Source organism: Chloroflexota bacterium (genome assembly GCA_016219275.1).
Taxonomy (GTDB): Bacteria; Chloroflexota; Anaerolineae; order UBA4142; family UBA4142; genus JACRBM01.
The window spans coordinates 97,755-124,027 of sequence record JACRBM010000067.1 but is presented as its reverse complement, the minus strand read 5'-3'; the positions used below and the strand labels follow the sequence as shown (position 1 = coordinate 124,027).

Here is a 26,273-nt window from a genome sequence, read left to right as displayed (position 1 = left end):
GAACACAACCGATGACCGGTTGGCGTACTCGACTTGAACATGTCCGGCGCGTGCTGGGCGAAGTGATGTACGGCATGGCGCTGCACGAAATCGAACGCTCGCATCGCCGCTCGCGTGGCGCGCTGGAACATCTTTTTATTATGATTACGTTCGGCGATATGGTTGGCTTGCCTATTCTGCCGCCGTACTATTGCATGCGCCTCTTGCCGTTTATCGTGCCCGAAATCAACGGCTGGCGTCGGCGTTTGGCGCGCGAGCGCGATTACCTGGATGCGATATTCTAAACGCATTCTCCTTCTTTGCCACAGGCAAGCGTGAAGCATGAGACACACACTCAACCCAATGAACACTGCGATCAACAAACGCCGCGTCCTCATCGTGGACGACGATAAACGAATCGTGGACCTCATCGTGAACGAGTTGAACCGGCGCGACATGTTTGACGTTCGCGCATTCACGACGGGGCAAGCCGCGCGACAGGCGATCCAGAACTCGCCGTTCGATCTCGTCATTGCCGATTGGATCATGCCGGACATAGATGGACTGACACTCATGCGCGAAGCGAAAAACGCATGCGCCGATTGCGTCACCATTTTGATGACCGCGTTCGGCTCGCCCGACGTGCGCTTGCCGGAACTAGGTTTCGTCGGGCACTATCTCGACAAGCCATTTCTCGTAGATGAACTGGCGCAGTTGATCGGCAACGCGTTTCCGCGCCAAGTCAACGTACCGCCGCTGAAACCAACCGTGCTCAAGGTCGTGCTCGGCGGCGACGCGAATGTCGGCAAGACGAGTTTGATTCAACGCTACTGCACCGGCATGTTCGACCCGAAACGCGCGATGACCATCGGCGTGGATTTTCACACGTACGACATTCGGCTCGACAACGCGCCTGTCCGGCTCGTGGTGTGGGATCTGGGCGGACAGGAACGATTCGCGCTGACGCGCCAAGCGTTTTATCGCGGTGCGCGCGCCGTGGGCTTGATCTTCGACGTGAGCAATCGCGTATCGTTTTACAACTTGATGCGCTGGTGGCGCGAATCGCGCGAGTTTCTCGGCAATACCCCGGCAGTCTTGCTCGCGAACAAAACCGATCTCCCGCGCCAGATCGGCAGCGAAGAAGTGAACGCGATTGCCGGCTCCTGGAAGATGCCGTGCTACGAATCCTCCTGCTCGACCGGGCAAGGCGTCCCAGAGTTCTTTGAAGGATTGGCGCGCGTCGCATGGAATCACAACCCGAAAAAACCCGGCAACGGCGCCGAGTAAAATCAAGACGGACAGCGGAAACGTTGTCCGTTTTCATTTCGGCGACGGTGTGTGTCAAGTTTTTGGGTGGTGAAAAAACCTTGCGACGGTTGAACGGCAATCATATTTGATTTGTCGTCAAACCTTCGCAAGGTTGAGTGTTCCAAAATTTTGACGGACACCCTTTCGGCATACCCCATTGCGAAAATCCACGCGCGAGCGTATAATTCACGCACATTCGACGCGGTGATGACTGCCGCGTTCCAACCCGGCGGGAGTGACGTTTGCTCTCGAATTTTGTATTTCTACCCCGCCTTTCCCCGAATTGAGCGCGAAATGAGCACCTTTCGGTCTGGATAATCGCTCCGGCTTTCGCTACACTCGCGAGTAACAACTCGGATGATTGCCAGTCGGCAAGGAGTGAATTATGAAATGTCCTAATTGCGCGCATGACAACCCAGCCGAATCGAAATTCTGCGAGAACTGCGGCAACGTGCTTGAACGCACCTGCCCAAATTGCGGTAAACCGGTCGCGTGGGATGCGAAATTCTGTCGCGCGTGTGGATTCAACCTTGTCAACACCCCTCCCGGTCGTTTGACCGATCTCCCACAATCCGCGCCGAAAACTCTCCCCGAAAAAGATCGCGCGCCGAGCGCGCCCATGGCTGGCGAACGCAAACTGGTCACGGTTCTCTTTACCGACATCGTCGGCTCGACCGCGCTCGCGGAACAACTCGATCCCGAAGACTGGGGTGAGATCGTCACCGGCGCGCATCAACGCGTGAGCGCGGCGGTGTACCGCTACGAGGGCACGATCGCGCAACTGCTCGGCGACGGCGTGCTCGCGTTTTTCGGCGCGCCAATCACGCACGAGGACGATCCCGAACGCGCGGTCAACGCGGCGGTAGACATTTTGCAACGGATCACCGAATACGAAACCGAACTGCGCGTCGCCTCGCGCAAACGCGTCGAGCGATTTCAAATGCGCGTCGGCTTGAATACCGGACTCGTCGTCGTCGGCAACATCGGCAGCGACATGCACGTCGAGTACCTCGCGGTCGGCGACACGGTGAATCTTGCGGCGCGCATGCAGAGCGCGGCAGACCCTGGGACGATTTTGCTCGCGCCGAATACCGCGCGCGCGGTTAAGCACGCGTTCGACCTCGAATCGCCGGGCGCGATTCAGGTGAAAGGCAAGAGCGAACCGGTCGCCGCGTTTCGCGTCCGCGCGCGCAAAGCCGTCGCCGAATCCGCACGCGGCATCGCCGGACTCGACGCGCCGCTCATCGGACGCGACCGCGAGATGCAACTCTTGCACACGCGCCTCGCAGAAGTACGAGCCGGGCACGGACACATCGTCGCGATCATGGGCGAAGCCGGTCTCGGCAAATCGCGGTTGATGGCGGAAGTGCGGAAATTGGAAGTTAGAAATTGGAAATTAGAAGTTGGAGGGAATCCAACCTCCAACCTCCAATGGCTCGAGGGTCGCTCGTTGTCGTTTGAAACAAACACGCCGTACGCGCCGTTCATTGATCTGTTCCACAAGGCGTTCGACCTCCACGGCGACGAGAATATCGCGGACGCGTACACGAAAATCAAAACGCGCGCGGGCGACGGCGCGCCGTTCCTCGCAACGATGCTGCGTATCCAGCCGAGTGACGAGGACGGCGAGCGCGTGCGTTACCTCGAACCGCCGCAACTACGCGCCGCGATTTTCCAAGCGATTGGAACCTGGGTCGAACAAACCGCGCGCGCGACTCCGCTCGTCCTCCTGTTCGAAGATTTGCACTGGGCGGACGCGACCTCGCTCGATTTGATCGAACAGATTTTGCCGCTCACCGAACGCGTTCCACTTTTACTCATCGCCGCGTTTCGTCCGCAACGGCAAGAACCCTCGTGGCGTTTCCACGAACTCGCGTCGCGCGATTACGCGCATCGGTACACGCCGATCACGCTCGAACCGCTCGACGAGAACGATTCACGCGCGCTCGTCGCGAGTCTCTTGCATATCGAGGACTTGCCGGAAAAGGTGCGCGCGCTGATTCTGAAAAAAGCCGAAGGCAATCCGTTCTTCGTCGAAGAAGTGATTCGCTCGCTGCTCGACGCGAAACTCGTCGTGCGCGATAACGGACATTGGCGCGCGACGCGCGAAATCGAAAACATCGCGATCCCCGACACGCTTGCCGGCGTCATCGGCGCGCGGCTCGACCGGCTCGACGAGACGTCGAAGCAGACGGCGCAAACTGCGGCGGTCATCGGACGCGAGTTTCCGTTCGCGATTCTGTCCAACGTCGCCGACGCGCCGCAATCCCTCGACGGCGCACTGGCAAACCTGCAACGCCGTGAACTCGTCCGCGAAAAATCGCGCGCGCCGGATTTCGTCTATCTGTTCAAACACGCGCTCACGCAAGAAACCGCGTACGCCTCGATGCTTTTGAGCAAACGCCGCGCGTTGCATCATCGCGTCGGCGATTGTTTAGAGCGATTAGACAAGGAACGCGTTTACGATCTCGCGCGGCATTTCAGCGAGGCGCAAGAACCGGCGCGCGCGTTGCCGTACTTGATCGAGGCGGGAAGCCGCGCCGCGCGAGAGTACTCGACGCCGGAAGCGATCGGCTACTTTTCGCGCGCGGTCGAAATCGCGCATACCCAAAATGATGTCCCGCACGCGCGGCGCGCCTACGAAGGACTGGGCAACGCCCTTTTGCTCATCGGCGATGTGCCGCGCACGCTCCAGAATCATCAAGCCATGCTCGCGTTTGCCGAAGCGCACCATGACGCGCCGATGCAAGTTTCCGCGCTGAACAAACTCGCGATGACCCAGTTGCTCATCGGCGATTTCGCTAACGTCGAAACCAATCTGCGTGAATCGGAGAAAATCGCGCGCGCGGCAAACGACCGCGCGGGACTGTCGGAACTTTTCACCGTGCGTTGCGGCATCTGCACCGGCACCGGCGATTTCGACAACGCGATCAAATATCTCGGCGAATCCGTCGCAGTGGGACGCGAACTGAATGTGAAAGAACAAATGGCGTTCGGCATGACCCACACGGCGAACACGCTGATGTTCATTACCAACTTCGACGACGCGTGGCAAAAAGCGCAAGAGGCGATGCAAATCTGCGAAGAGATCGGCGACCGGCAACATCAAGCCGAACTGCTCGCCGGCGTGTACGCCTTTGTTCACATTCGCAATGGCGAACTGGACCAGGCGCGCGAGTACGGTCAACGGGGAGTTGCCATTGGTCAACGCATCGGCGCGGCGATGGCATTGGCGGACGGCAATTATATGCTTGGCACGATTGCGCGCTTGCGCGGCGAATATGAAAACGCGATCCATCATTTCGAACAATCCACCAATGCCGGCAAGATCGCATTTCCCGGCATGGATCTTTTGGGACTCGGCGCACTCGGCTCAACCTGGCTCGACATCAGCCCGGTTTTTGCGGACAAGGCGATTGAATTGCATTCCCAGGTTTTGCAAATGGCGAGCAATCCCATGATTGCGAGCATGTGCGCGACGGCGTGGACGGACATGGGATTCTGCGCGCTCACTGTTGGGAATCTCGATCGCGCGACCGAAATGTTTCAAAAAGGATTGAACTATCCGACGACGATGGGTTTAATGGTCAAGGCGAATCTGTTGCTGGGCAGCGCCTACGTCGCGCTCGCGCGCGAACAATTCGCCGATGCCGCGCAATTGATCGCGGATGCGCGCGAGTACGCCTCGGCGCGCGCGATGCAACACCTGTACCCAGAGATCACGCTTGCCGATGCGCGCGTGAGCGTCGCGCGCGGCGACATACCATACGCGCTCGAGCAATTCACGCAAGCCACAGAACTCGCGCGCGCGATGCAAATGCGTCCCGCACGGTTGCGCGCGCATCTCGGCGCGGCGCACGCGCTCGACGCGTTGAAACGCGTAGAGGAAGCGAATGCCCAGCGTCAAGCCGCGCGCGCGCTGCGCGATGAAATCGCCGCGTTGATTCGCGATGACACGCTGCGCGCAAAGTATGTTGAGCATGCATCAACTCAAATGTGATGCGTGAAGAGAGTTTCACCTATCACGCATCACGCAATACGAAATAGCCATTCGCCATTCGCAATACGGAGTGCCTTATGAAATGTCCCAATTGTTCATTTGAAAATTCCGCCGACGGAAAATTTTGCGAGAACTGCGGCAAGCCCATGGAACGCGCGTGCCCGAATTGCGGCAAGACGATTCCTCCCGCCGCGCGTTTTTGCAAACATTGTGGTTTCAATCTGTCTAGCGAAGCGCCTGCCGCGCGCAGTGGTTCGCTCGACGCGTTGCGAAAGAACGCGCCTGCCGCGGTCGCAAACAAAATTCTCGCTGAACGCGAACACGCCGAGGGCGAACGCAAACTCGTCACCGCGCTCTTTGCCGACATCGTCGGCTCGACCGCGCTCGCCGAACAGATGGACCCGGAGGATTGGCGCGAGATCGTTTCGGGTGCGCATCGGTGCGTGAGCGAAGCGGTCTATCGCTACGAAGGCACGATCGCCCAACTGCTCGGCGACGGCGTGCTCGCGTTTTTCGGCGCGCCGCTCGCGCACGAGGACGATGCGGAACGCGCGATCCGCGCGGCGCTCGACATGCTCGAACGCATCCGCGCGTACGCGAACGAATTGCGCGATGCGCCGCGCAAACACGTCGAGGATTTCCAGATGCGCGTCGGACTGAATACGGGACTGGTCGTCGTCGGCAACATCGGCAGCGACTTGCACATGGAGTACCTCGCGATTGGCGATACAGTGAATCTCGCCGCGCGGATGCAAGGCGCGGCGGAACCGGATACGCTGTTGATTTCGGAAAGCACGCATCGTCTCGCCGCGTCGCTCTTTGAATTCGAAGACAAGGGCAAGATCACCGTCAAAGGCAAAGCCGAGCCGATCCAGGTGTTCCGCGTCATCGGCGAACGCAAGGGCGCGGTGCGGACGCGCGGCGTTGCCGGCTTGTCGTCGCCACTCGTCGGACGCGCGCGCGAGTTTGCGACCCTGCTCCAGATTCTCGCGGATGTGCGCGCCGGGCGCGGCTCGATTGTCGCGATCATCGGCGAAGCGGGGCTGGGCAAATCGCGGCTCGTCGCCGAGTGGCGCAAAGCCGCGCACGTGGATGCGGACAAACCGATTTGCTGGGTCGAGGGACGCTGCTTGTCGTACGGCGCGTCTATCGCGCACCACCTCAGCACCGATATTTTGCGCGGACTGATTAACGCGCCCGCGGGCTCATCCGAGGACGAAACGCATCGCGCGTTGTGGCGCACGACCGAAACGTTGCTTGGCGCGGAGATGAAAGACGTGTACCCGTACCTGGGTCACTTGCTGGGTTTGCAACTCGAAGAAGAGATGGCGGCGCGCGTGAAATACCTCGACGGTCCGGCATTGCAAGCCAAGTACATCGCCGCGTACAAACATCTGTTGCAAGCCACCGCCAAAATGCAGCCGACGATCATTATTTGCGAAGATGTTCACTGGGCGGACCCCTCGTCCGTCGAGTTGGGCGCGCAGGTGTTGTCGCTCGTCGCCGACGCGCCGCTCGCCGTCGCGCTCGTCACGCGCGCAGATCGCGACAGCGCGGGCTGGAAACTCGTTTCGCGCGCGCACGAGATTGCCGGCGTCGGCGCGATGGAATTGCATCTCGCGCCGCTCTCGGACGCGGACAGCAAAGTGCTCGTGAGCAACTTGCTCGAAGTCGAAGCGTTGCCAGAAAATTTGCGGCAGATGATTCTCGCGAAAGCCGAAGGCAATCCATTTTTCGTCGAAGAAGTGTTGCGCATGTTGATTGATCGCGGCGGCATTGCGCGGCAAGATAGCAAATGGACGGTGACGCGCGAAATCAACAACATCGAAATTCCGGACACGTTGCAAGGCGTGTTGAGCGCGCGCATTGATCGCTTGCCCGACGAAGCCAAACGCGTGTTGCAAATCGCGTCGGTCATCGGACGCAAATTCCAGGTCAAGGTGTTGGAGCGCGTGTTGGAGCAGGCGGCGTAAAACGGGGAAAAACTATTTGAACTCTTGCAAGTAGACGACGCGATTTCGGATTTCGTCAGCGGTGAGCGCATTCATCAGACGAAGAACTTGGCGCAGAAATTCGCCAAAGCGTCGGCGGCTAAACTGCTCGGCAGAAATGATAATGCTCGCGTGTGGCTTGCCCTCATTAGCATATTGCTTTGCCAACGGGAGAAAGTCGCGGGCATCGTAAGTGAGTAACGCCATCCCACATTCAGACGCGTACGCAAGATGCACGGGATCATCCGCATCCAACAAGCCGGCTTCAGCGGCGCTTTGCGCGGCAAGACCGCGCTGTCGAATCGCTTCCGCCAACTCGCTTGTTACGTCTTCGTCAGTGTAAAGCGCGATGAATCAACGAGGTTCTTCAGGCATCTTTCGGCGCTTGATTAAAAATGATAGAGCCGCGCTCATCCGCGCGCGCAGCGTTCTGCGCTAGAATATTTTCAACGCGGTGCTCAATGATTTCCTGCTCGATTTCCGCGCGATGGTCGAGATAATAACTAATCGCGTCGTGAACCGATGTCGCGCCAAGATGAGGATAGGTCTTGAGAATATCGTCAACGGAGTCACCGGCGCGGTACATTTGCGCGATGAGACGCACCGGGATGCGTGTCCCGCGCACGATCGGAATGCCACCTTGAACACCTTGGATCCGCGTGATCTGGGGATGTTCAGTTCGTTGTTCGCTTGGAATCGCGCGTGCAGAAACAATCGCAGACATAAGCCAACTCCTTGCTTTGAATATAACACAAGAACAGGTCGTTCGTAAAACATGAATCTTGACACATGGCTAACTCAACTTGAAAGCGCACAACTCGTGCGCCGAGTCGAGGCGGACGAGTCGTTTGCGTTCAAACATACCTTGACGCAAGAGACCATTTATCACTCACTCTTGCGTGCGACACGCCGCGACATTCATCTGCGCGTCGCACGCGCGTACGAACAAGTCGCCGATGGACAACTCGACGGGGTTGCCGCGTTGCTCGCGCAACACTACGGCGAAGCGGGGGACGACGCCAAGACCCTGGAGTATTCGATGCGCGCGGGCGACGCGGCGGCGCGCGTGTATGCCAACGCCGAGGCGATCATGCATTACACACGCGCCGTCGAAATCGCGCAACGGATCGGCGCGCGCGATTCACCGCTCCAGGAGGTGTACCTCAAACTCGGACGCGCGTTAGAAATGTCGGGACGCTATACCGACGCGCTCGCGAATTACCGCGCGATGGAAACATGCGCGCACGCGCGCGGCAACCGCGCGATGGAACTCGCCTCGCTGATGGCGCGCGCGACCGTGCACTCCGCGCCGACGCAGGGACAAGACCTGGCGCTGGCGCAAGAATTGTCCAACCGCGCGCTTTCGCTCGCGCGCGAGTTGGACGATGCGAAAGCGGAATCAAAAATCCTTTGGACGATGATGTTGGCAGATTATTTTCGGTCTGACTATCCACGCGCGGTTCGTCACGGCGAGGAATCGCTCGCGCTCGCGCGACGATTGAACTTGAACGAGCAAACGGCATTTACGCTGAATGATCTGTCGCGTAATTATTACGCGGTCGGACGCATCGAAGAAGGGCGCGCGGTCATCGCGCAGGCACGCGAGTTGTGGCGCGAGTTGGACAACCTGCCCATGCTCGCCGACAATCTCGCCACCTCTGCGGAAGGGTATTTCTACAGTGGTGATTACGACACGGCGGATCGTCTTGCGCGCGAGGCATTCACGATCAGCCAGTCCATCGGCAACTTGTGGAATCAGTCGTACAGTCAATGGGCAATTGGGTATCTCGCGTTCGAACGCGGCATGGTCGCGGATGCCATCCACGCATTGCGCCAAGCGACCGAGCTGGGTCAGCAAGCCGGTTTCGTGATCGGCGCCGCGCTCGCGCGTGGGATGCTGGGCTGGGTGTACGGGCTGATGGGGAATCCGGAAGCCGGCATCGAACTTGTTCAAGCCAGTCTCGTCCAAGCCAAAGACCTGAATGTGCCATTTCGCGCTTGGTTATCAGCCATCCTGGCAGAACTATATCGCCTGAATGGAAATCTGACGCGCGCCGATTCCCTCATTCAAGAAGCCGCAAAAAACCTTGATCTGAACGACCTGAGTTGGTTTGCGCCGATCTTCATCGTCGGAGTCCACGGCGAAATCGCGCTCGCGCGTGGCGAACCCGCGCGCGTTCTCGCGATGACTGAAGACATCCTGGTGCGGGCGCGTGCCGTCCAGTTTCGACCATTCGTTTCAGACATCCTGGCTTTGCAGGGACGCGCCTGGTTGGCAAAAGGTGAACTGAACCAAGCCCAAGCCGTCCTGGGTCAAGCATATGACGACGCGCAAGCGCTCGGTTCGCGGCGCGCGTTGTGGACAATCCTGGTTGCCCAAAGCCAGGTCGCCGAGGCGCACGGCGATCTCGCCGCCGCCGAGACCATGCGCACCTACGCGCGTGAGGTGATCGCTTTCATCGCCGCGCACACGCCGGAGGATTCCTCGACTTCGCGCGGGACAAGTTTGCGCGAATCGTTTTTGAGTTTGCCTGCTGTGCGCGCGGTGATAGAGTCGCGATGAGTGTACAAGACACCCTCGCGCAACTCGAAACCGCGCAACTGGTGCGGCATTTGATTGATGCCGAACCGGCGTATATCTTCAAACACGCGTTGACGCAAGACGCGGCGTACCAATCGCTGTTGCAAAAACAACGTCGCGAGATTCATCGCCGCGTGGCGTTCGCCTGTGAACAACTTTATGCCGACCAACTAGACGAGCACGCCGCGTTGCTGGCGCAACATTTCGAATGCGCGGAAGAAGACCGCAAGGCATTGGAATATCTTCAGCGGGCGGCAGAATATGCGCGGCGGTCTTTCGCCGCGCGCGAACAAGTGGAACTGATCTCGCGTGCGCTTGCCATCGCCGAACGGCGCAACGATAACCGACTGAAGGCATCTTTGCATACTGAACGCGGCAAAGCATTGACGGAGCTGGCGGCGTGGACTGAAGCAAAAAAGGAATTGGAGAGCGCGCTGGCGCTTTTGTCCCCGACGCAACTGGAACAACGGGCACAAGTGTTGCTCTACCTCGCCAATGTTTACCGTTGGTTATTCGATGCTCAAGCCGCGCATCAAGTCGGCGAAGAAGCATTAGCCCTGGCGGAACAGCTCGGCAATGACAAACTCGCGTCCAGCGCGATGTGCGGCATTGCATTTTGGGAAACGGCGCAAGGACGCCCGCGCGCCGGCATCGCGATGTTTGAGCGCGCCTTTAGTCGCGCCCGCGAATTACGCACACCGGAGTTGATCCAAGCCATATCGCTGGTGGGTCTGACGCGCTATTGGCTCGGTGAATACCAACCGGCAATAGAAGCGAATGAGACCGCCATCACGCGCGCTTTCGAAATTTTCGACAACACGACCATCATGCAAAGTTTCGGCATCCTGGGATTGGCGCAGGCGGGGATGGGACACTATGGCGCGGCGTTGGATACGTTTCGCCGGGCGCGTGAATTTGCGCGGGAGCATGGCGGAGGTCCGTGGCTCGCGCGCGCCGTCGCGATGGAAGGCGGCGTTCATCTCGATCTCTTTGATTTTGCCGGCGCAGAAACGCTCGCGCGGGAAGCGCGGGAGATCGGTCGCGCCGCCAAGTTTGGTCCCGCCCAAGTCAGCGCGGCAATTGATTTGTTATTGAACTTTGCGCGGCGCGGTCTCGTGCACGGCGCCGAGCATCTGATGAAAGAAGTAGCCGACGCTATCCCCTTGACGTATGGGAGTCATCGCTGGTTATGGCAAAACCGGTTCGTCCAAGCCCGCGCCGAGCTCGCGCTCGCGCGTTCCCAATACGACGAGGCGATTGAAAAGGCAAACGAATCCCTCGAGCAGAGCCGCGCGACCTTTCGCGTCAAATACGAAATCGCGGCGCTCGTCACACGCGGACAAGCCCGGCTCGCCAAGGGCGATCACGCCGCCGGAATTTCCGATTTGGACACGGCGCATGAAATCGTTCAACCAACCGACAATCCAACTCTATTCCTGCGGACTGCCATCGCGCTACTTCAAGTGCGGGGGGATGACACATTGGCAACACGCGCGCGGGTTACCGCGCGCCAGATATCAAACTCGTTGCCGTCCGGAGAATTACGCGCGCGCTTTGATGCGTATGTCTCTGAATTAATTTGATGCTATGGATATAACGCAACAACTTGGCGAACTCGAAACCGCGCAACTCTTGCGACAGTTGATCGAAGAAGAACCGGCGTACATTTTCAAGCACGTCTTGACACAAGAGAATGCGTACAACTCGCTTTTGCAGAAACAACGCCGCGAGATTCACCAGCGCGTCGCGCAGGCGTACGAACAAATCTACGCCGACCGCTTGGACGAGCACGCCGCGTTGTTGATGCAACATTACGCGAACGCCGGCAACGACGCGAAAACGATGACGTACGCGATTCGCGCGGGCGATATCGCGGCGCGCGTACACGCGAACGTCGAAGCCATCGCCCATTACACCCGTGCGCTAGGCATCGCGAAAAATACCGACGCGCATTCCGACGCCGTTTTGCAAGACCTGTATCTCAAACGCGGTCGCCAGTTCGAGTTGAACTCGCAATACGATGCGGCGCTGGCGAATTACGAAGAGATGGAGACGCACGCCCGCGCGTGCGGCAATCGCGCGCTCGAGCTTGCCGCGTTGATCGCGCGCGCGACGATCTATTCGATCCCCAACAAACAGTTTGACATTCCGCGCGCCAACGCACTGTGCGATCAGGCGCTCGCGCTGGCGCGCGCGCTCGGCGATCAACCCGCGCAAGCCAAAGTCCTGTGGAATCTCATGCTCCTCAACTCGCGCCTCAACACCAATTATCGCGAAGCGATTGGGTATGGCGATCAAGCCATCGAAATTGCGCGCACCCACAATCTGCGCGAACAACTCGCGTATTTGTTGAACGATATCGGTCTGGTGTACAGTTGGGAAGGCGAGTCCGAACGCGGTAAAGCGGTGAACCTGGAATCGCGGCAAATGTGGCGCGCGCTGAACAACCTGCCAATGCTCACCGACAATCTCAGTTACGCAACGATGATCCACATCAGTCTCGGCGAGTATGAACAAGCCATCACCGCATCCCTGGAGGCGCTGGAGATCAGCCGAAGCATTGGCAACACGTGGGGCGAAACGTTCAGTCAATCGTGGGTCGGTCAGGCGCATCGTGAGTTAGGGCACATCGCGGACGCCATCACCGCGATGGAAAATGCCGTGCGCCTCGCCGCGCACAGTTTCCAAGCGCCGCTCTCCTTTACGCGCGCAGACCTGGGTTCGCTCTACGGCGACCTGGGGCAGGTCAAACGCGGGCTAGAATTGGCGACGCTGGCGCAGATCGAAGGCAGGCGGCTCGCGCACGTCATGCGCGTCTGGACGAGCGCCCGACTCGCGCATTTGCATTTGCTGGATGGCGATATTGCATCTGCCGAGACGCTCGTCAATGAAACAAATCCACTTCTCTCGGCGACCGACCGCACATCGTTATTCGGCTCGGGGATGCTGGTGGTCAGCGCGGAATTGGCGCTCGCGCAGAACGATCTCGCCCGCGCGATTCAAGCCAGCGACCAATTGATTGAGTTTCAACGTTCGCGCCGATTGTGGCAATTCTTGTCGAACGCGTTGTACCTGAAAGGGATTGCCCTACAACGCCAAAATAAATCCGCCGACGCGTGGGAGTGTTTTGCCGAAGGGCGCGCCGAAGCAATAAGACTCAACTCGCGTTGGCTCCTCTGGCGCATTTACGCCGCGTTGAGCGAGATCGAAGCCGCACGCGGCAACATCCACGAAGCGAATACTTTACGCACTCACGCGCGCGTGGTGATAGAGTACATCGCCGCGCACACGCCTGAGGAATTGCGCACATCGTTTTTGAATTTGCCGGATGTGCGCGCCGTGATGCATTGACCATGAAAATTGAAAACATCCTCACGCAACTCGAAACCGCGCAACTTGTGCGACGCTTTAGCGAAGAGGAAGCGACGTACATCTTCATGAACGCGTTGACCCAGGACGCGGCATACGCAGCGATTTTGAAAAAAACGCGGCGCGATATCCACTTGCAGGTCGCGCAGACACTTGAGCTACGATACGCGGAGCGCCTGGACGAATTCGCGGCGTTGCTCGCGCAACATTATGCCGCCGCCGAGCATGACGCGAAAACGCTCGAGTACGCGGCGCGTGCGGGAGATTGGGCGGCGCGCGTTTACGCCAACGCCGAAGCCGTCGCGCATTTCACGCGCGCCATTGAGATTGCGCGTGCGAGTGCGGATAATATGCGGATTCGATATTTGTATTCGCGGCGCGGGCGCGAATTGGAATTGGCTTCGCAGTTTCCTGCCGCGCTTGCCAATTACGCGGAGATGGAAGAACTTGCACGCACGCGCGGCGACCGCACGTTGGTACTCAGCGCGCTCGTCGCCCAGTGCCAAATTCGCTGCACCGCCAATTCGGAATTCAATCCATCCCTCGGCGAACCGTTGGCGGAAAAGGCGTTGCTCCTCGCGCGCGAAACCACCGACCGCGCGGCAGAATCGAAAATCCTGTGGATTCTCGTCAATCTCTATCGTTTTACCAATCGCTGGGTACATGCGTGCGAGGCGGGCGAAGCATCGCTTGCAATTGCGCGCGAACTGAATCTTGTCGAGCAAACCGCGTTCACGCTGAATGATCTGTCGCACGCGTACGGTTTCAGCGGAAATTTCAATCGCGCGCGGGAACTGATTCAAGAAGCCACGCTGCGTTGGCGTGAGCAGGGAAATTTGCCGATGCTGGCGGACAGTCTGGCAACGACGAGTCTCTACGATACGTTTAATGGCGAATGGGATGAAGCGCTCGCTCTTTCGGACGAGGCGTCTCGGATCAGCCAAGACATCGGGAATTTGTGGGGGCAAACATACAGTCTTTCGATGGTCGGCGCCGTATATTGGGCGCGTGGCGAGAGCACGCGCGCGATTGACGTAATGGAAGAGACGCTGCGCTTGAGCGCACAATCAGGGTATTCGTTGCCGCAATTGATAACCCGCGCCGACCTGGGAATTGCGCTTGCCAGTCTGGGCGCGTTCGAGCGCGGGCTAGAGCACGCGCGCGGCGCGCTTGAATTTGCCGACGCGCATTATGCCGGAGTGCGTCCGTACGCGCAAAGCACACTCGTTCAAATTTTTCTCTGGATGAAGGATCTCGCGCAAGCCGCCGCGACATTCGATTTGTTTCCGAGCAATGCGGACCATATCAGCCCGCTCTTTTCATTCTATGGATTGCTTGCCAATGTGCGCTTGACCTTCGCGCAAGGTGAGTACGCCGCCACGCTCGACGCCTCGGTGCGATTGTTGCGACAATTGGAAGAATCTAGTCTGCGGGCTTCAATCCCTGAAAGTTTATTTTACAAAGGATTAGCGGAACACGCGCTCGGTCGCCCCGAACAAGCGCGTGCGAGTTTGTTACGAGCGCGCGATGGCGCGGTGGCATTGCAGGCGCGCTGGCTACTGTGGCAAATTTTCGGCGCGCTCGGCGAAATCGAATTGGCTATCGGCGAAACAAGCCGCGCGCAAAGTTTTTTTGCGGAATCGCGCAAACTGGTTGTGGACATTGCGGAACGCGCGCCAGCAGAATTGCGCGCTTCGTTCTTGAATTTACCATCCGTCAGAAAATTGGAGGTTCGCCATGTGGCAAAATGAGGTTAGCATTGGCATCGCCGCACCGATAGACCAAGTGTATCGCTATCTGGCAGATTTCACGCGGCATAACGAATGGTCAATGAGCGTCGCCACGATTGAACAAACAACCCCTGGGCAGATCGGCGTTGGCGCCAAATTCAAGGCGAGCGAGATATTGCCGACGAAAATCGTGAGTTTCGCGCGCATCACTGCACTGGATGCGCCGCACCGCGTCGGCTGGGAGTCCACCGACTATCGCGTCTTTCGGACGAACTGGGAATTTCGGATGAGCGCACCAGCAGGTGGAACCCATCTCGTTCAGCATGTAACCTTTCATCCGCTTGGTCTCCTGGGACAGATTCTTTTGCTGATCCGTAAACGCCAGGTGCCGGCTGAGAATTTGAAAAGTCTAAATCGCATCAAAAAAATTCTGGAACAATGAACACACATGCCGCTAGAATTTTGTGAATCGTTTTTGAATCTGCCGGATGTCCGCGCGGTGATGCGATGACCAACTGGGATGCCCTACTCGCGCAACTGACGAGCGAAGAACTGATTCGCCATCTCGATGAGCCAGACGCCGCGTTCATCTTCAAACACACACTCACGCAAGAGACGGTGTACAAATCGTTGCTGAAGACGCAACGCCGTGCGCTGCACCGCGCGGTCGCCGAGGCAATGGAACGCGCGTACCCCGACCGCAAAGGCAAATTGAGCGAAGTGCTCGCGTTCCACTGGGAACGCGCCGAGGTGCCCGACCGCGCGCGACGTTATCTGTTTCGCGCCGCGCAAAACGCGTCGCGCCATTATGCGAACCAAGAGGCGCTCGATCTGCTGACGCGCGCGATTGCGCTGGGCGCGCACGCGCCACCCGAAGAACTGGTCGCGCTGTACACCGCACGCGCCCAGGTATACGAATTCTTCAGCCAGTACACCGAAGCATTGGACGATTACCGCACTGCGCTGCCACTCGCGCGCGCGGCGCACCGCGCGTACGACGAGTGCCGCATCATGTCGCGGATCGCGTGGACGTTGTGGCTGAACGGGCGCGGTGCGGAAGCGATCGAGATGGCGTTCGAGACCGACGCGCGCGCGCGCGAATTGCAAGACCAACCGGTCGCGCTGCGCGCGTACCTCGTCCAGGGTCTCGTCGCGCAAGCCGAAGGGAACTTGCAACACGCGTACCCGCGTTTGCGCCGCGCGCTGTTCGCCAGTCAAACCGGCGAAGAACGCGTGCTCGAAGGCGAATGCTGGTTTTATCTTGGCATCCAAGATAATTTTATGGGGCGTTTCGCGCGCGCGGCGGCGTGCGCGCGCAAGGCGTACGAAATCAAAAACGGCTTGCAGGATCGCGTCGGCGAAATTGTTTCGCTCTATTTGCTCACGCGCGCGCAAGCCGGACGCGGCAACTATGATGCCGCGCTCGACGCGCTCGAACAAGGACACGCCTTGGCGAAAGAGGCGCGCAATCCATTCGGACTCGCGCAGTATCCGAACACGCGTGCGTGGCTTGCGGCGGAACTGGGCGATTGGGAAACCGCGTTCGAACTCGACTGCGCGGGATTGCAGATCGCGCAATCCGCGTCGGTGCGTCCGCCCGAAATCAGCACGCTCATCAACTTGATGCTCGATTGCATCGCGCTCGGCAAGCTCACGCAAGCCGAAATATATCGCGATCAGGTCGGGCAGTGGATCGGGCGACCTGAATTCGGTTTTCACGCGTGGCGTTGGCAAATGCGTTTCGCCGACGCATGTGCGCGCTTGCATCTCGCGCGCGGCGAGTTGACACTGGCGACCGACGAAACCGAACAATTGCTCAATGCTGCGACGCGCACGCGATCCGCAAAATATCGCGCGCGCGGGTTGATGCTCCAAGCGCACATTCATCACGCACGCGGCGAAACGATGGCGGCGGAAAGTTTCTATCTTGCCGCGCGCGATCTCGCCGACCGATTGAGTTATTTTCCGATTCGCGTCCACGCGCGGCGCGATGCGCTCGCGCTTCACCGCGACGGCGATCAAGCGCGCGCCGAACTCGCGCAGGTGATCGGTGAACTGGATCGTTGCTTGACGCACCCCGATTTGCGCCGCGCGTTCGCGCGCGGCATCGCGCAGGAATCGTCACAATGAGTTTGCCCGCCACACTCGCCGAATTGGAATCGCTCGACATTTTGCACGCGCGCACTGACACGCGCGGCGAGTACATGTTCAAGCACGCATTGATGCAGGAACGCGCGTATCAATCGCTCTTGCTCCGTTCGCGCCGCGAGATTCATCGCGCGGTCGCGCTGGCGTACGAAGATTTGTTCGCGGAACGTCTCGACGAAATTGCCGCGTTGCTCGCGCAACATTACGCCGAAGCCGACGACCCGGAAAAATTGCTCGCGTATGCGTTGCGCGCCGGCAAACGCGCCGCCCGCCTCAACGCGTACGCCGAAGCGCGCGCCCATTTCGCGCAAGCGTTACACGCGCTCGACGCGTTGCCGCGCACGCGCGAGACTGCGCGTGCGCGCGTGGACACACTCATCCAGTCCGTCGCCGTGGCGTACGCGAGTGATTCGGCGCAAGATAATCTCGCGCGCGTCATTCAAGCCGAATCGCTTTTACGCGAACAGATCGGCGAGGACGAACCGACCGACCGGTTACGTCTCGCGCAAGTGCATTACTGGTTCGGGCGCATCCACGCGTACAACAATGAATTGCCGCGTGCGGTGGACTATTTGATGCGCGTTCTGCCGGTCGCCGCCGAATTCGGCGATGAAGCATTGCTCGCGTTTCCTTCGTCCGTCATCGGGCGCATGATGAACATCCAGGGTCAGTTCGGCGCGGCGAGTGTTCTGCTCAAGCAGGCGCTCGCACCACTTGAAAAAGCGGAGAGTTGGTCCGAGTGGATTGCGACGATGGGAAACCTGGGCATGGCGCTCGCGGCACGCGGCGAGTACGCGGCGGGTTTGCAATCCGCGCAGCGTGCGCTCGCGCGCGCAAAAGAAACGCGCGATGCGATCGGGACTGCCGAAGCGTACATCACGCTGGCGGTCGTCTACTTTATGGGCAATGATAATGTGAACCTGTGCGATGCCGCGGCGTGCGCGATTGAATGGTCGCTCAAGTCGAAATCGAACTCGTACGCGTACGCGGGTCACATTGCGCGCGCGCTCGCGCAGACGCGGCTTGGGCAATTTATGGAGGCGACCCAAACGCTCGACGCGGCGCGCGCGCTCGATGCCGCACTCGAACAAAACCGCGCGTTCACCGATTGGTACGCCGCCGCCGAAGCCGAGATCGCGCTCGGCGCCTCGCGCGTGGCGGACGCAATCGAGTTGGCGCGGCAAGCCGTGGCGCTCGCCGAATCGCTCGGCGGCGTGTTCGCGCGAGGGATGGCGGAACGCGTGTGGGCGCTGGCGCTGGCGCAGCAACGCGCGCCGCGCGCCGAAATCGAATCGCATTTGCAAGCCAGCCTGCGCGCGTTCGAAACCGGCGAAGCGATGCTCGACAGCGCGCGCACGCACGCGGCGTGGGGGCGCATCCTGCGCGCGTGCGGCGATCACGCGAACGCGCAAACCCAGTTCGCCCAAGCTCTCGCGCAATTCGAGGCGTCGGGATTGTCACAGGACGCATATCAAGTTCGCGCGTGGATGAACGACGCGGCGATGTGACATTTGTCCTTGCGGCAAAAATGCAAATGGGTTATCCTGAATCCAGAATTCGGTGATGCAGTCGAATTTCTTCTGGGCTAAAGGAGGACCCGACCATGTTCAAATCTAATCTTGGCGCGCTCGCGCTCATCCTCGCGCTCGTTGCGGTGGGCGTCAGCGCGTTTGCCATTTATCAAGCGAATACATTTCAAGCGACGCTTGACCGCGCGAACGCGCAATTCAAGCCGGTGCTCGACCGCGTGGGCGTCGCGTCGCTCGAGCCGGCGAAACCGCTCCAAGCGAAAAACGTCATCATTGACCCGGCGCGCGTGCCACCGCCAATCACGCGGAGCGAACCGACGACCGTCGAAGTCAATCTAACGACAGTCGAGGTGACCGCTGAACTTGCGGATGGCACGACGTTTACATTTTGGACGTTCAACGGCACGGTGCCCGGCCCGATGATTCGCGTGATGGAAGGCGACACGGTCAAACTGACGATCACGAACGCGATGACGAGCACCGTCGGACACAACATTGATTTGCACGCGGTCAATGGACCGGGCGGTGGCGCGGCAGTCACCAAGGTCGCGCCCGGCGAGACCAAGACCTTTACCTTCAAGGCGCTGAATACGGGCGCGTACATTTATCATTGCGCGTTCGCGCCTCCGTACGTTCACGTCGCGATGGGGATGTACGGCGGTATCGTCGTCGAGCCGAAGGGCGGACTGCCGAAAGTGGATCGCGAATTCTACGTCGTGCAAGGCGAGTGGTACACGACCGGCGCATTCGGCGACAAGGGGCATCAGGACTTGAACGGAGAAAAGGCGCGCGCGGAACATGCCGAGTATTTCACGTTCAACGGACACGTAGACGCGCTAACCAAGCACGCGCCGCTCCAAGCCAAGACCGGCGAGACCGTGCGACTGTTTTTCGGCAACGGCGGACCGAACATCGGCGCGAACTTTCATGTGATCGGCGAAATTTTCGACAAGGTGTACGTTGGTTCGAATCAAACGTATCTTGCGAACGAAGAAACCTGGGTCGTCCCGCCCGGTTCGATGTCCATCTTTGAATTCAAACTCAACGAGCCGGGACAGTACTTGCTGGTAGATCACGCATTGTGGCGCACCGCCAAGGGCGCGGCGGGGGTGCTGATGGTGACCGGCAACTGGGACAAGGATGTGTTCTCGCCGCCTGCCGATGGGTCGAGCCACTAATCGGGATTGCATATCAAATTACGCAAAACAAGACCTCCGTGTAGTGAAAACGGAAGTCTTGTTTTGCTATCGGCAATATTGCTTTGATTGCCATTCGATTGGTGAATTCAGCGCAGCGCCGGATCACTCATTCTCTTGCGGAAAATCCAATGCAAACTGTCCTTGAGTTCGCATCAGGTCAAGTATTTTCTTTCCCTTTTTCGCCGCGGACTGGGAAAGATACCACCGCGAAGATGATTCCTCAAAGTAGAAACTATCCTTGAGAAAATCGTCCAACTCCAGCAAACCGGTCTTCTGACCAACCTGGAACAAACCGCGTTCGAGCAAGCGCGGCACAAGTTGATTGTAAACATCCTCGGTCGTTAATCCTTCCTGTCTCGCACCGAGGAGTTCGTGAACAAAGCCAGTTACCATTTCGCGTTTGTCTGCGCCATTGTTGTCAAACTTGATTCGTCGCGGTTTTGGTTTTTTCTGCAAGTTAAGAATTAACTCGCCCGCAAGCACTGAAAGCGGATTGGCGCGCTTGTGGCGCGAGAACTGAAAACTCTCTTGCACAACCGTATTGGCATACTCAAAACCGGCGTTTTGTGCCGCATCAATCAAGACACTCCAATAAGACAGGTCTTTGTGCGCGAATACAATCGTCAACCAACTTTTCGATTTTAGCGCCTTGTGCATCTCGACCAGCGAGGATTGCAGTAGCGTCGCGTAATCGTCGCGCGATTTGCCAAGGTCGCCGCCTTCGATTGCCTCCAACTGTTTGTCTTCCGGCACTACATCGAATCCCAACCAAGCGTTCCACATCGTTGACAAATCGAGGTAGGCAATGTGGCTTCCATACGGCGGGTCGGTAAAAATGTAATCTACCGATTCTTCTTCAATCACGCTCGTCAACTGCGTTGCAGAAGCGTGGATGACTTGGAGCCGCTGGTAATTCTGTCCAATAGCTTGGTTCGTCTCTTTCTTGACGGCGATGAGGTTCTTGAACTTTTGGCTGAATTCGTTCCAGACGTTGAGTTCAACCGGTTCTTTCGGGAGCCAGTAACGATAGGTGTGCATAATGCCGCTGTTACCGCGTCCCTCACTACGCCCTTTGGTCGTGCTATAAGTCAGATTGCATTTATTCAGCGTCGCGGAAAACGCAAAACGCATTAGGTCTTTGAGAACTGGATCGGCAATTTCACAAATCCGCCGATAAAGTTGTGACAATGCAATCAATTGCCGACGCGTGAACAACTCCTCCACCGTGCGCGCGTCCGCGTTTTTTGGTAACGACCAACCGCGTGGGTACCAGGCATCTAATGGTTCGCGCGCCAATTCTTCCGGCGACAACGTGTAGAGGCGCTCCAAATTCGGGCGACACGCTTCTTCGACCGCGATAAATTCGCGCCGCAGCGCATTGAGATCAACGGGCGCAACCGCAACTTGCTGACAAATAAAATTGGCAAGTGGGTTGAGGTCAACATGGATCGCTTTCCGTCCAAGCACAACGGCTTCAATCGCCGTCACACCGCTACCCCCAAACGGATCCAGCACCACATCGTCGCGATTAGGCGCAAAGTGTTTGATGTATGCTTGGACTACATTCCACGGGCGCCGCGTAAAGTATGGATGCGAACCAAAATGCCGTCTGACTGATTGCTTGCGTGGATGCACCGGATCCGTGATAGGATTTTTTACCAACACTATTCGCCCTTCTCTGTTTTTTCAATCTTTGCCAACTCGCTGACCATGAATCTGCCGAGTTCACTGGCATCAACCACATCCAGGTAATCCTCACTTTGGAGAAGCTTGCGGTCGTTATGCTCGAAACACAAGACGATCATTTCTCTACCTTTTTCTTTGGCTTTGTAGCCAGCGCGGGTATAGCCGTTCGAATCGTATTTCAATTCGACGCCGCGCGAAATACGACCATGCCCAGCAAACGAAATGGCGGCATACGGCTGATCAGGAAATCGGGTCACATGAATTCCCAAGTCTATCCCAAGCCATTCCCAGTATCGGCTCAAGAGGAGTAGATTGTTCTCCAGCGTTTCTTGAATCTTTTCTCCCTGCGCGTCTTTGTGGCGAAGACCCGCTCTATGCTCGTGGACTTGGCGACAGAACGAATCTATTTTGTTCGCCGCCTGTATAAAGATGAACGGATCGCGTTGACGTAGATGTTTGAGATGATATAACCAGAGCCGTGATTTGTATTCCTCGGTAAAGGTCAAACAGTTTGGAGTAAAGGGACAATCGAAATCTACCGTTCCCTCTTCTGTCTCTACCGCGGTCATTCGCGCGATCAAGTTGCTCATGCTTGGGTCGGCTTTGATATCCACCGTCACACTAAAAACCTCGCCAGGGAATTCGGTGCCGGTCAAGCCAACCATTCTTGCAATCTGAACGTTGAAAGCATCTGTCTTCGCTTCCATGTTAAGACGATCTTTCTGATTGCCACCACCTTCTTTTAGATCAACGCGATAGTTTGGATTGTGCAAACCCAGAGGTGTTTCAAGTAATAGAGACCAACTCGTCTTACGTCTTGCCAAACTTCTTAACAATGGAGCATCGCGGAATTCGAACAAATCTCCGCCGGTCTGTTTTGAAATCCGTTTGATTTGCGGCATCGTGTCACCTACGAAGCAAGTGGATTGATTGGTTCTCAGAGAAGATCCGGTCAAATTATATCATGTTTTCGCCGTTCTTCACAACACGCCAGATAGAAAGGGCACGCGTCCATCTTGCTTTTAAGTTGGACTGGGAATCTCAAGGGGTCTTGGCAAACCCTCCCGTTTGATGTATCATCCGCCGCATCGGAGGGACAAATGGCAAAACCAACAATTCTCACATTGGATGATGAGCCGGTTGTACTGAACGCGGTCGAACGCGATCTGCGCCAAAAATATGGACGCGATTATCGCATTCTCAAATCTGGGGCGGGCGCAGAGGCGCTCGACGCGCTCAAGCAATTACTGGCGCGCGGTGAAACGGTCGCGTTGTTCGTCGTGGATCAGCGCATGCCGCAGATGAGCGGGACCGACTTTATAGAACAAGCGCGTGCGATTTTTCCGGACGCAAAAAAAGTTTTGCTCACTGCGTACGCGGACACCGAAGCGGCGATTCAATCCATCAATCGCATCGGACTCGATTACTATTTGATGAAACCCTGGGATCCGCCCCAGGACAATCTTTATCCGGTGCTCGACGATCTGCTCGACGAGTGGAAAGCGAATGTCAAGCAACCGTACGAAGGAATCCGCGTCGTCGGCGCGTTGTGGTCGCCGCCATCGCACACCGTCAAAGATTTTCTCGCGCGGCATTTGATCGCGTATCAATGGCTCGACGTGGACAAGGACGCGCAGGCGCGCGCACTCGCGGACGCGCATGGCGCAGACGGCACGCGCCTGCCCATCGTGCTGATGCCGGACGGCGCGGTGTTGGTCGAACCGTCGTTGCGTGAACTCGCCGGCAAGGTCGGCATGCAAACGCGCGCGGAACAAAAATTGTACGACATTATCGTCGTCGGCGCGGGTCCCGCCGGACTATCGGCGGCGGTGTACGGCGGCTCGGAAGGACAGAGCGTCGTCGTGCTCGAACGCGGCGTGCCGGGCGGGCAAGCCGGCAACAGTCCCAAAATCGAAAACTATCTGGGCTTTCCCAGCGGCTTGTCGGGCATGGATTTGGCGCGGCGCGCGATCACGCAAGCCAAACGCTTCGGGGCGGAAATTCTCGAAGCGACCGAAGCGGTGCGCGTGCGCGCCGAGGACAAGTACCGCATCGTCACGCTCAAAGATGGTTCCGAAATTGTCGGCAAGACGTTGTTGATGGCGAGCGGCGCGACGTTTCGCCGACTCGACGTGCCCGGCGTTAAAGAGCTGACCGGCGCGGGCGTGTACTACGGCGCGGCGTTCACCGAGGCGACGTACTATCGCGATCAACCGGTGTTCGTCATCGGCGGCGCGAACTCGGCGGGGCAAGGCGCGATGTTCCTGAGCCGATTCGCGAGCCAGGTCACGATGTTGATTCGCCGCGAATCGCAATGGTCGTCCAAGTATTTGCGCGACGCGGAAGAAGCGAATCCAAAGATCGAACGACTCTTCAACACCGAGGTCGTCGAGATTCACGGCGTCCCCGGAAAACTCGCAGAGATCGTCGTCAAAAATAATCAGACGGGCGAAACGCGCACCCTGCCCGGCGCGGCAGTGTTTGTCTTTATCGGCGCGATGCCCAACAGCGAAGTCGTCAAGGGCTTGGTCGAAACGAACGAAAAAGGATTCATCCTCACTGGCTCGGACTTGATGCGCGACGGCAAGCGACCGAAAGGATGGACGCTCGACCGCGATCCCTACATCCTCGAAACAAGTTGCCCCGGCATTTTCGCGGCGGGCGATGTGCGCTTTGGCACGAACAATCGCGTCGCGCACGCAACGGGCGAAGGCGGCGTCGCGATTGCCGCGATTCAACGATACCTGGAAACAGTCTGAATGCTAGACCGCCGACCGCTAACAACTGACCGCCGCATTTTCCGCGGTCGGCTGCCGGCGGTCAGCGGTCATTTTTCAAAATGAACGAACAACTGATTCGCAAGCAATTGCTCTTTGCGGGCTTGAACGAACAAGATATCGCGTGGCTCACCGGGATGGCGGAGATCGTGTCGCTTCGTAAAGGTGACGTGTTGATGGAAGAAGGCACGCCCGGCGACGCGCTCTACCTCGTGCTCGAAGGCGAGTTTCAAGTCACCAAGCGTTCCGGCAACAGCGAGGTCGCCATCGCCATGCGCGGCGTGGGCGAAGTGTTCGGCGAAATGTCCCTGCTCGAACAAGGTCCGCGCAGCGCAACCGTTCGCGCGGCAACCGATAGTCGCCTTGCTAAAATCAGCAAAGCGATTTTCGACGAGCTGGTCACGACCCGCCCGGTCGCCACCCTTTCGATTTTGCGGACCGTGATCGCGCGCCTCCGCAACACCGAAGTGATGTTGCGTCAAAGCGAAAAGATGGCGTCGCTCGGCACGCTCGCCGCCGGTCTCGCACACGAGTTGAACAACCCCGGCGCGGCGGCGCGGCGCGCGAGCGCGCAACTGCGCGACACGCTGACCGATTGGCAACAACTCACCATCACGCTCGGTACGATTGGACTCGACGCGGCGCAAACCGCGCTCATCACGTCTCTGCGCGATGAAATGCTGCAGCGCTCGACGGCGCGCGTGAACCTCGACCCGATCACACGGAGTGATCGCGAAAGTGAATTGCAAACCTGGCTCGAAGAGCGCGCCATCGAAAACGCGTGGGAGATCGCACCCGTGCTTGTTTCATTCGGCTGGGTCACGCCGGATGTCGCGGCGTTGAGCCAATCATTTACCGCGCCACAATTCGCCGTCATCGCGCGCTGGCTGTGCGTGGGTTGCGTGGTCTATTCGTTGATTGACGAAGTGAACCAGAGCGCCGCGCGCATTTCAGAAATCGTCAAGGCGGTCAAGTCGTACTCGTACCTCGACCAAGCGCCGATTCAACAGATTGACGTGCGCGAGGGCATCGAAAATACGTTGACGATTTTGCGGAGCAAACTCAAGCAAGGCGTAACCGTGACGCTCGATTACGCACCCGACTTGCCGCGCATCGAGGCGTATGGCAGCGAATTGAACCAGGTGTGGACGAACATCATTGACAATGCGATTGACGCAATGCACGGCAAAGGCGAAATCAAAATCAAGACGTACGAGAAAGAAAAATGCGTCGTCGTCGAACTGACGGATAATGGTCCCGGCATTCCGCCCGACATTCAATCGCGCATTTTCGATCCATTCTTTACAACCAAGCCGCCCGGCGTCGGCACTGGGCTGGGACTGAACATCACCTACAACATCATCCAAAAACATCGCGGACAAATTCGCGTCACGTCGCAACCCGGCGCGACGACCTTTCACGTCGAGTTGCCGATTCAACTAAAGACATAGTAGGGCAAATTACCAACTTGCTACTTGGCAAATTAGAAATTTGCGTTATGGAGTTAATCGTGGCGCAAATTTCCAACTTGCGGCGCCGCAAATTGGAAATTTGCGCCACGGAGGGATTTGTGAACAACGCCGAACTCAAACGTATATTGGAAACCGCACGCACGATTGCGACGGTTGGTTTTTCGACAAACTGGGAACGTCCCGGTTATTTTGTGCCGGAATATCTCGCGACCCAAGGGTACAACGTGATACCCGTGAATCCAACCGTGACCGAAATCCAGGGACGGAAGGCGTACCCCGATTTGCTCGCCGTGCCGGAACAAGTGGATGTCGTGCAGATTTTTCGCCGCGCGGAAGATGTGCCGCCGATTGTCGAGCAGGCGATTCAAATCGGTGCGCGCGTCGTGTGGATGCAAGAAGGCATCGTCAACGAAGCGGCGGCGGAACGCGCGCGCGCGGCAGGACTCGACGTGGTGATGAACGAATGTATGATGAAATCACACCGGCGGTTGATCGCGAAATAAA

19 protein-coding genes are annotated in these 26,273 nt (G+C 58.1%); 15 read left to right on the top strand and 4 right to left on the bottom strand.

Translation table 11 applies throughout. From position 1 onward, the window contains the following. The first annotated feature begins 11 nt into the window (after positions 1-11). The 4 genes from HY868_19380 to HY868_19365 all read left to right on the top strand — a co-directional run bounded on the left by HY868_19380 (position 12) and on the right by HY868_19365 (position 7,260). Positions 12-284, top strand: a complete 273-nt coding sequence (locus HY868_19380; GenBank protein ID MBI5304304.1) for a hypothetical protein — start codon at positions 12-14, stop codon at positions 282-284. Between the two features lie 37 nt (positions 285-321). Further along, positions 322-1,266, top strand: coding sequence for a response regulator (locus HY868_19375; GenBank protein ID MBI5304303.1), 945 nt, complete (start codon positions 322-324; stop codon positions 1,264-1,266). A gap of 406 nt (positions 1,267-1,672) precedes the next feature. Beyond that, positions 1,673-5,287, top strand: coding sequence for an AAA family ATPase (locus HY868_19370; GenBank protein MBI5304302.1), 3,615 nt, complete (start codon positions 1,673-1,675; stop codon positions 5,285-5,287). Positions 5,288-5,364: 77 nt separating this feature from the next. Then, a complete protein-coding gene (locus HY868_19365; protein ID MBI5304301.1) occupies positions 5,365-7,260 on the top strand; it encodes an AAA family ATPase in 1,896 nt (631 codons plus the stop codon). Positions 7,261-7,272: 12 nt separating this feature from the next. Here the strand turns inward: HY868_19365 and HY868_19360 are convergent, their stop codons facing one another. Both HY868_19360 and HY868_19355 read right to left on the bottom strand, forming a co-directional pair. Next, positions 7,273-7,593: a DUF5615 family PIN-like protein gene (locus tag HY868_19360; protein ID MBI5304300.1), complete on the bottom strand. Its 321-nt coding sequence runs from the start codon at positions 7,591-7,593 to the stop codon at positions 7,273-7,275. A gap of 52 nt (positions 7,594-7,645) precedes the next feature. Further along, positions 7,646-8,002, bottom strand: coding sequence for a DUF433 domain-containing protein (locus tag HY868_19355; protein MBI5304299.1), 357 nt, complete (start codon positions 8,000-8,002; stop codon positions 7,646-7,648). 51 nt (positions 8,003-8,053) lie between these two features. Between HY868_19355 and HY868_19350 the strand changes: the two genes are divergently transcribed. The 8 genes from HY868_19350 to nirK all read left to right on the top strand — a co-directional run bounded on the left by HY868_19350 (position 8,054) and on the right by nirK (position 19,813). Next, positions 8,054-9,841 carry a hypothetical protein gene (locus HY868_19350; protein MBI5304298.1) on the top strand — a complete coding sequence of 596 codons (1,788 nt, stop codon included), beginning with the start codon at positions 8,054-8,056 and terminating at the stop codon, positions 9,839-9,841. Next, positions 9,838-11,442 carry a hypothetical protein gene (locus HY868_19345; GenBank protein ID MBI5304297.1) on the top strand — a complete coding sequence of 535 codons (1,605 nt, stop codon included), beginning with the start codon at positions 9,838-9,840 and terminating at the stop codon, positions 11,440-11,442. The genes HY868_19350 and HY868_19345 overlap by 4 nt, the downstream gene beginning before the upstream one ends. A gap of 4 nt (positions 11,443-11,446) precedes the next feature. Next, complete coding sequence (locus HY868_19340; protein ID MBI5304296.1) at positions 11,447-13,210, top strand: hypothetical protein; 1,764 nt, start codon at positions 11,447-11,449, stop codon at positions 13,208-13,210. Between the two features lie 2 nt (positions 13,211-13,212). Continuing rightward, a complete protein-coding gene (locus tag HY868_19335) occupies positions 13,213-14,979 on the top strand; it encodes a tetratricopeptide repeat protein (protein MBI5304295.1) in 1,767 nt (588 codons plus the stop codon). Next, complete coding sequence (locus tag HY868_19330) at positions 14,966-15,400, top strand: SRPBCC family protein (GenBank protein MBI5304294.1); 435 nt, start codon at positions 14,966-14,968, stop codon at positions 15,398-15,400. Before HY868_19335 ends, HY868_19330 begins: the two co-directional genes overlap by 14 nt. A gap of 65 nt (positions 15,401-15,465) precedes the next feature. Further along, on the top strand, positions 15,466-17,088 hold the full coding sequence (locus HY868_19325; GenBank protein MBI5304293.1) for a hypothetical protein: 1,623 nt from the start codon (positions 15,466-15,468) through the stop codon (positions 17,086-17,088). Then, positions 17,085-18,614: a hypothetical protein gene (locus tag HY868_19320; GenBank protein ID MBI5304292.1), complete on the top strand. Its 1,530-nt coding sequence runs from the start codon at positions 17,085-17,087 to the stop codon at positions 18,612-18,614. Before HY868_19325 ends, HY868_19320 begins: the two co-directional genes overlap by 4 nt. A gap of 95 nt (positions 18,615-18,709) precedes the next feature. Next, positions 18,710-19,813: a nitrite reductase, copper-containing gene (gene nirK / locus HY868_19315; GenBank protein ID MBI5304291.1), complete on the top strand. Its 1,104-nt coding sequence runs from the start codon at positions 18,710-18,712 to the stop codon at positions 19,811-19,813. A 123-nt stretch (positions 19,814-19,936) separates the two neighbouring features. Here the strand turns inward: nirK and HY868_19310 are convergent, their stop codons facing one another. Together HY868_19310 and HY868_19305 are read right to left on the bottom strand one after the other, a co-directional pair. After that, on the bottom strand, positions 19,937-21,496 hold the full coding sequence (locus HY868_19310) for a hypothetical protein (GenBank protein ID MBI5304290.1): 1,560 nt from the start codon (positions 21,494-21,496) through the stop codon (positions 19,937-19,939). 2 nt (positions 21,497-21,498) lie between these two features. Further along, entirely contained in the window at positions 21,499-22,422 is a 924-nt protein-coding gene (locus HY868_19305) for a hypothetical protein (GenBank protein ID MBI5304289.1), read from the bottom strand. 198 nt (positions 22,423-22,620) lie between these two features. Here HY868_19305 and HY868_19300 point away from each other — a divergent pair, with 198 nt between their 5' ends. From HY868_19300 to HY868_19290, 3 genes are all read left to right on the top strand, one after another. Then, positions 22,621-24,279 carry an FAD-dependent oxidoreductase gene (locus HY868_19300; GenBank protein ID MBI5304288.1) on the top strand — a complete coding sequence of 553 codons (1,659 nt, stop codon included), beginning with the start codon at positions 22,621-22,623 and terminating at the stop codon, positions 24,277-24,279. Positions 24,280-24,359: 80 nt separating this feature from the next. Next, the gene (locus HY868_19295; protein MBI5304287.1) at positions 24,360-25,748 is read left to right on the top strand and encodes a cyclic nucleotide-binding domain-containing protein; all 1,389 of its coding nucleotides are present in this window, start codon (positions 24,360-24,362) and stop codon (positions 25,746-25,748) included. Positions 25,749-25,795: 47 nt separating this feature from the next. Next, complete coding sequence (locus HY868_19290; protein MBI5304286.1) at positions 25,796-26,272, top strand: CoA-binding protein; 477 nt, start codon at positions 25,796-25,798, stop codon at positions 26,270-26,272. The last annotated feature ends 1 nt before the right edge of the window (position 26,273 follow it).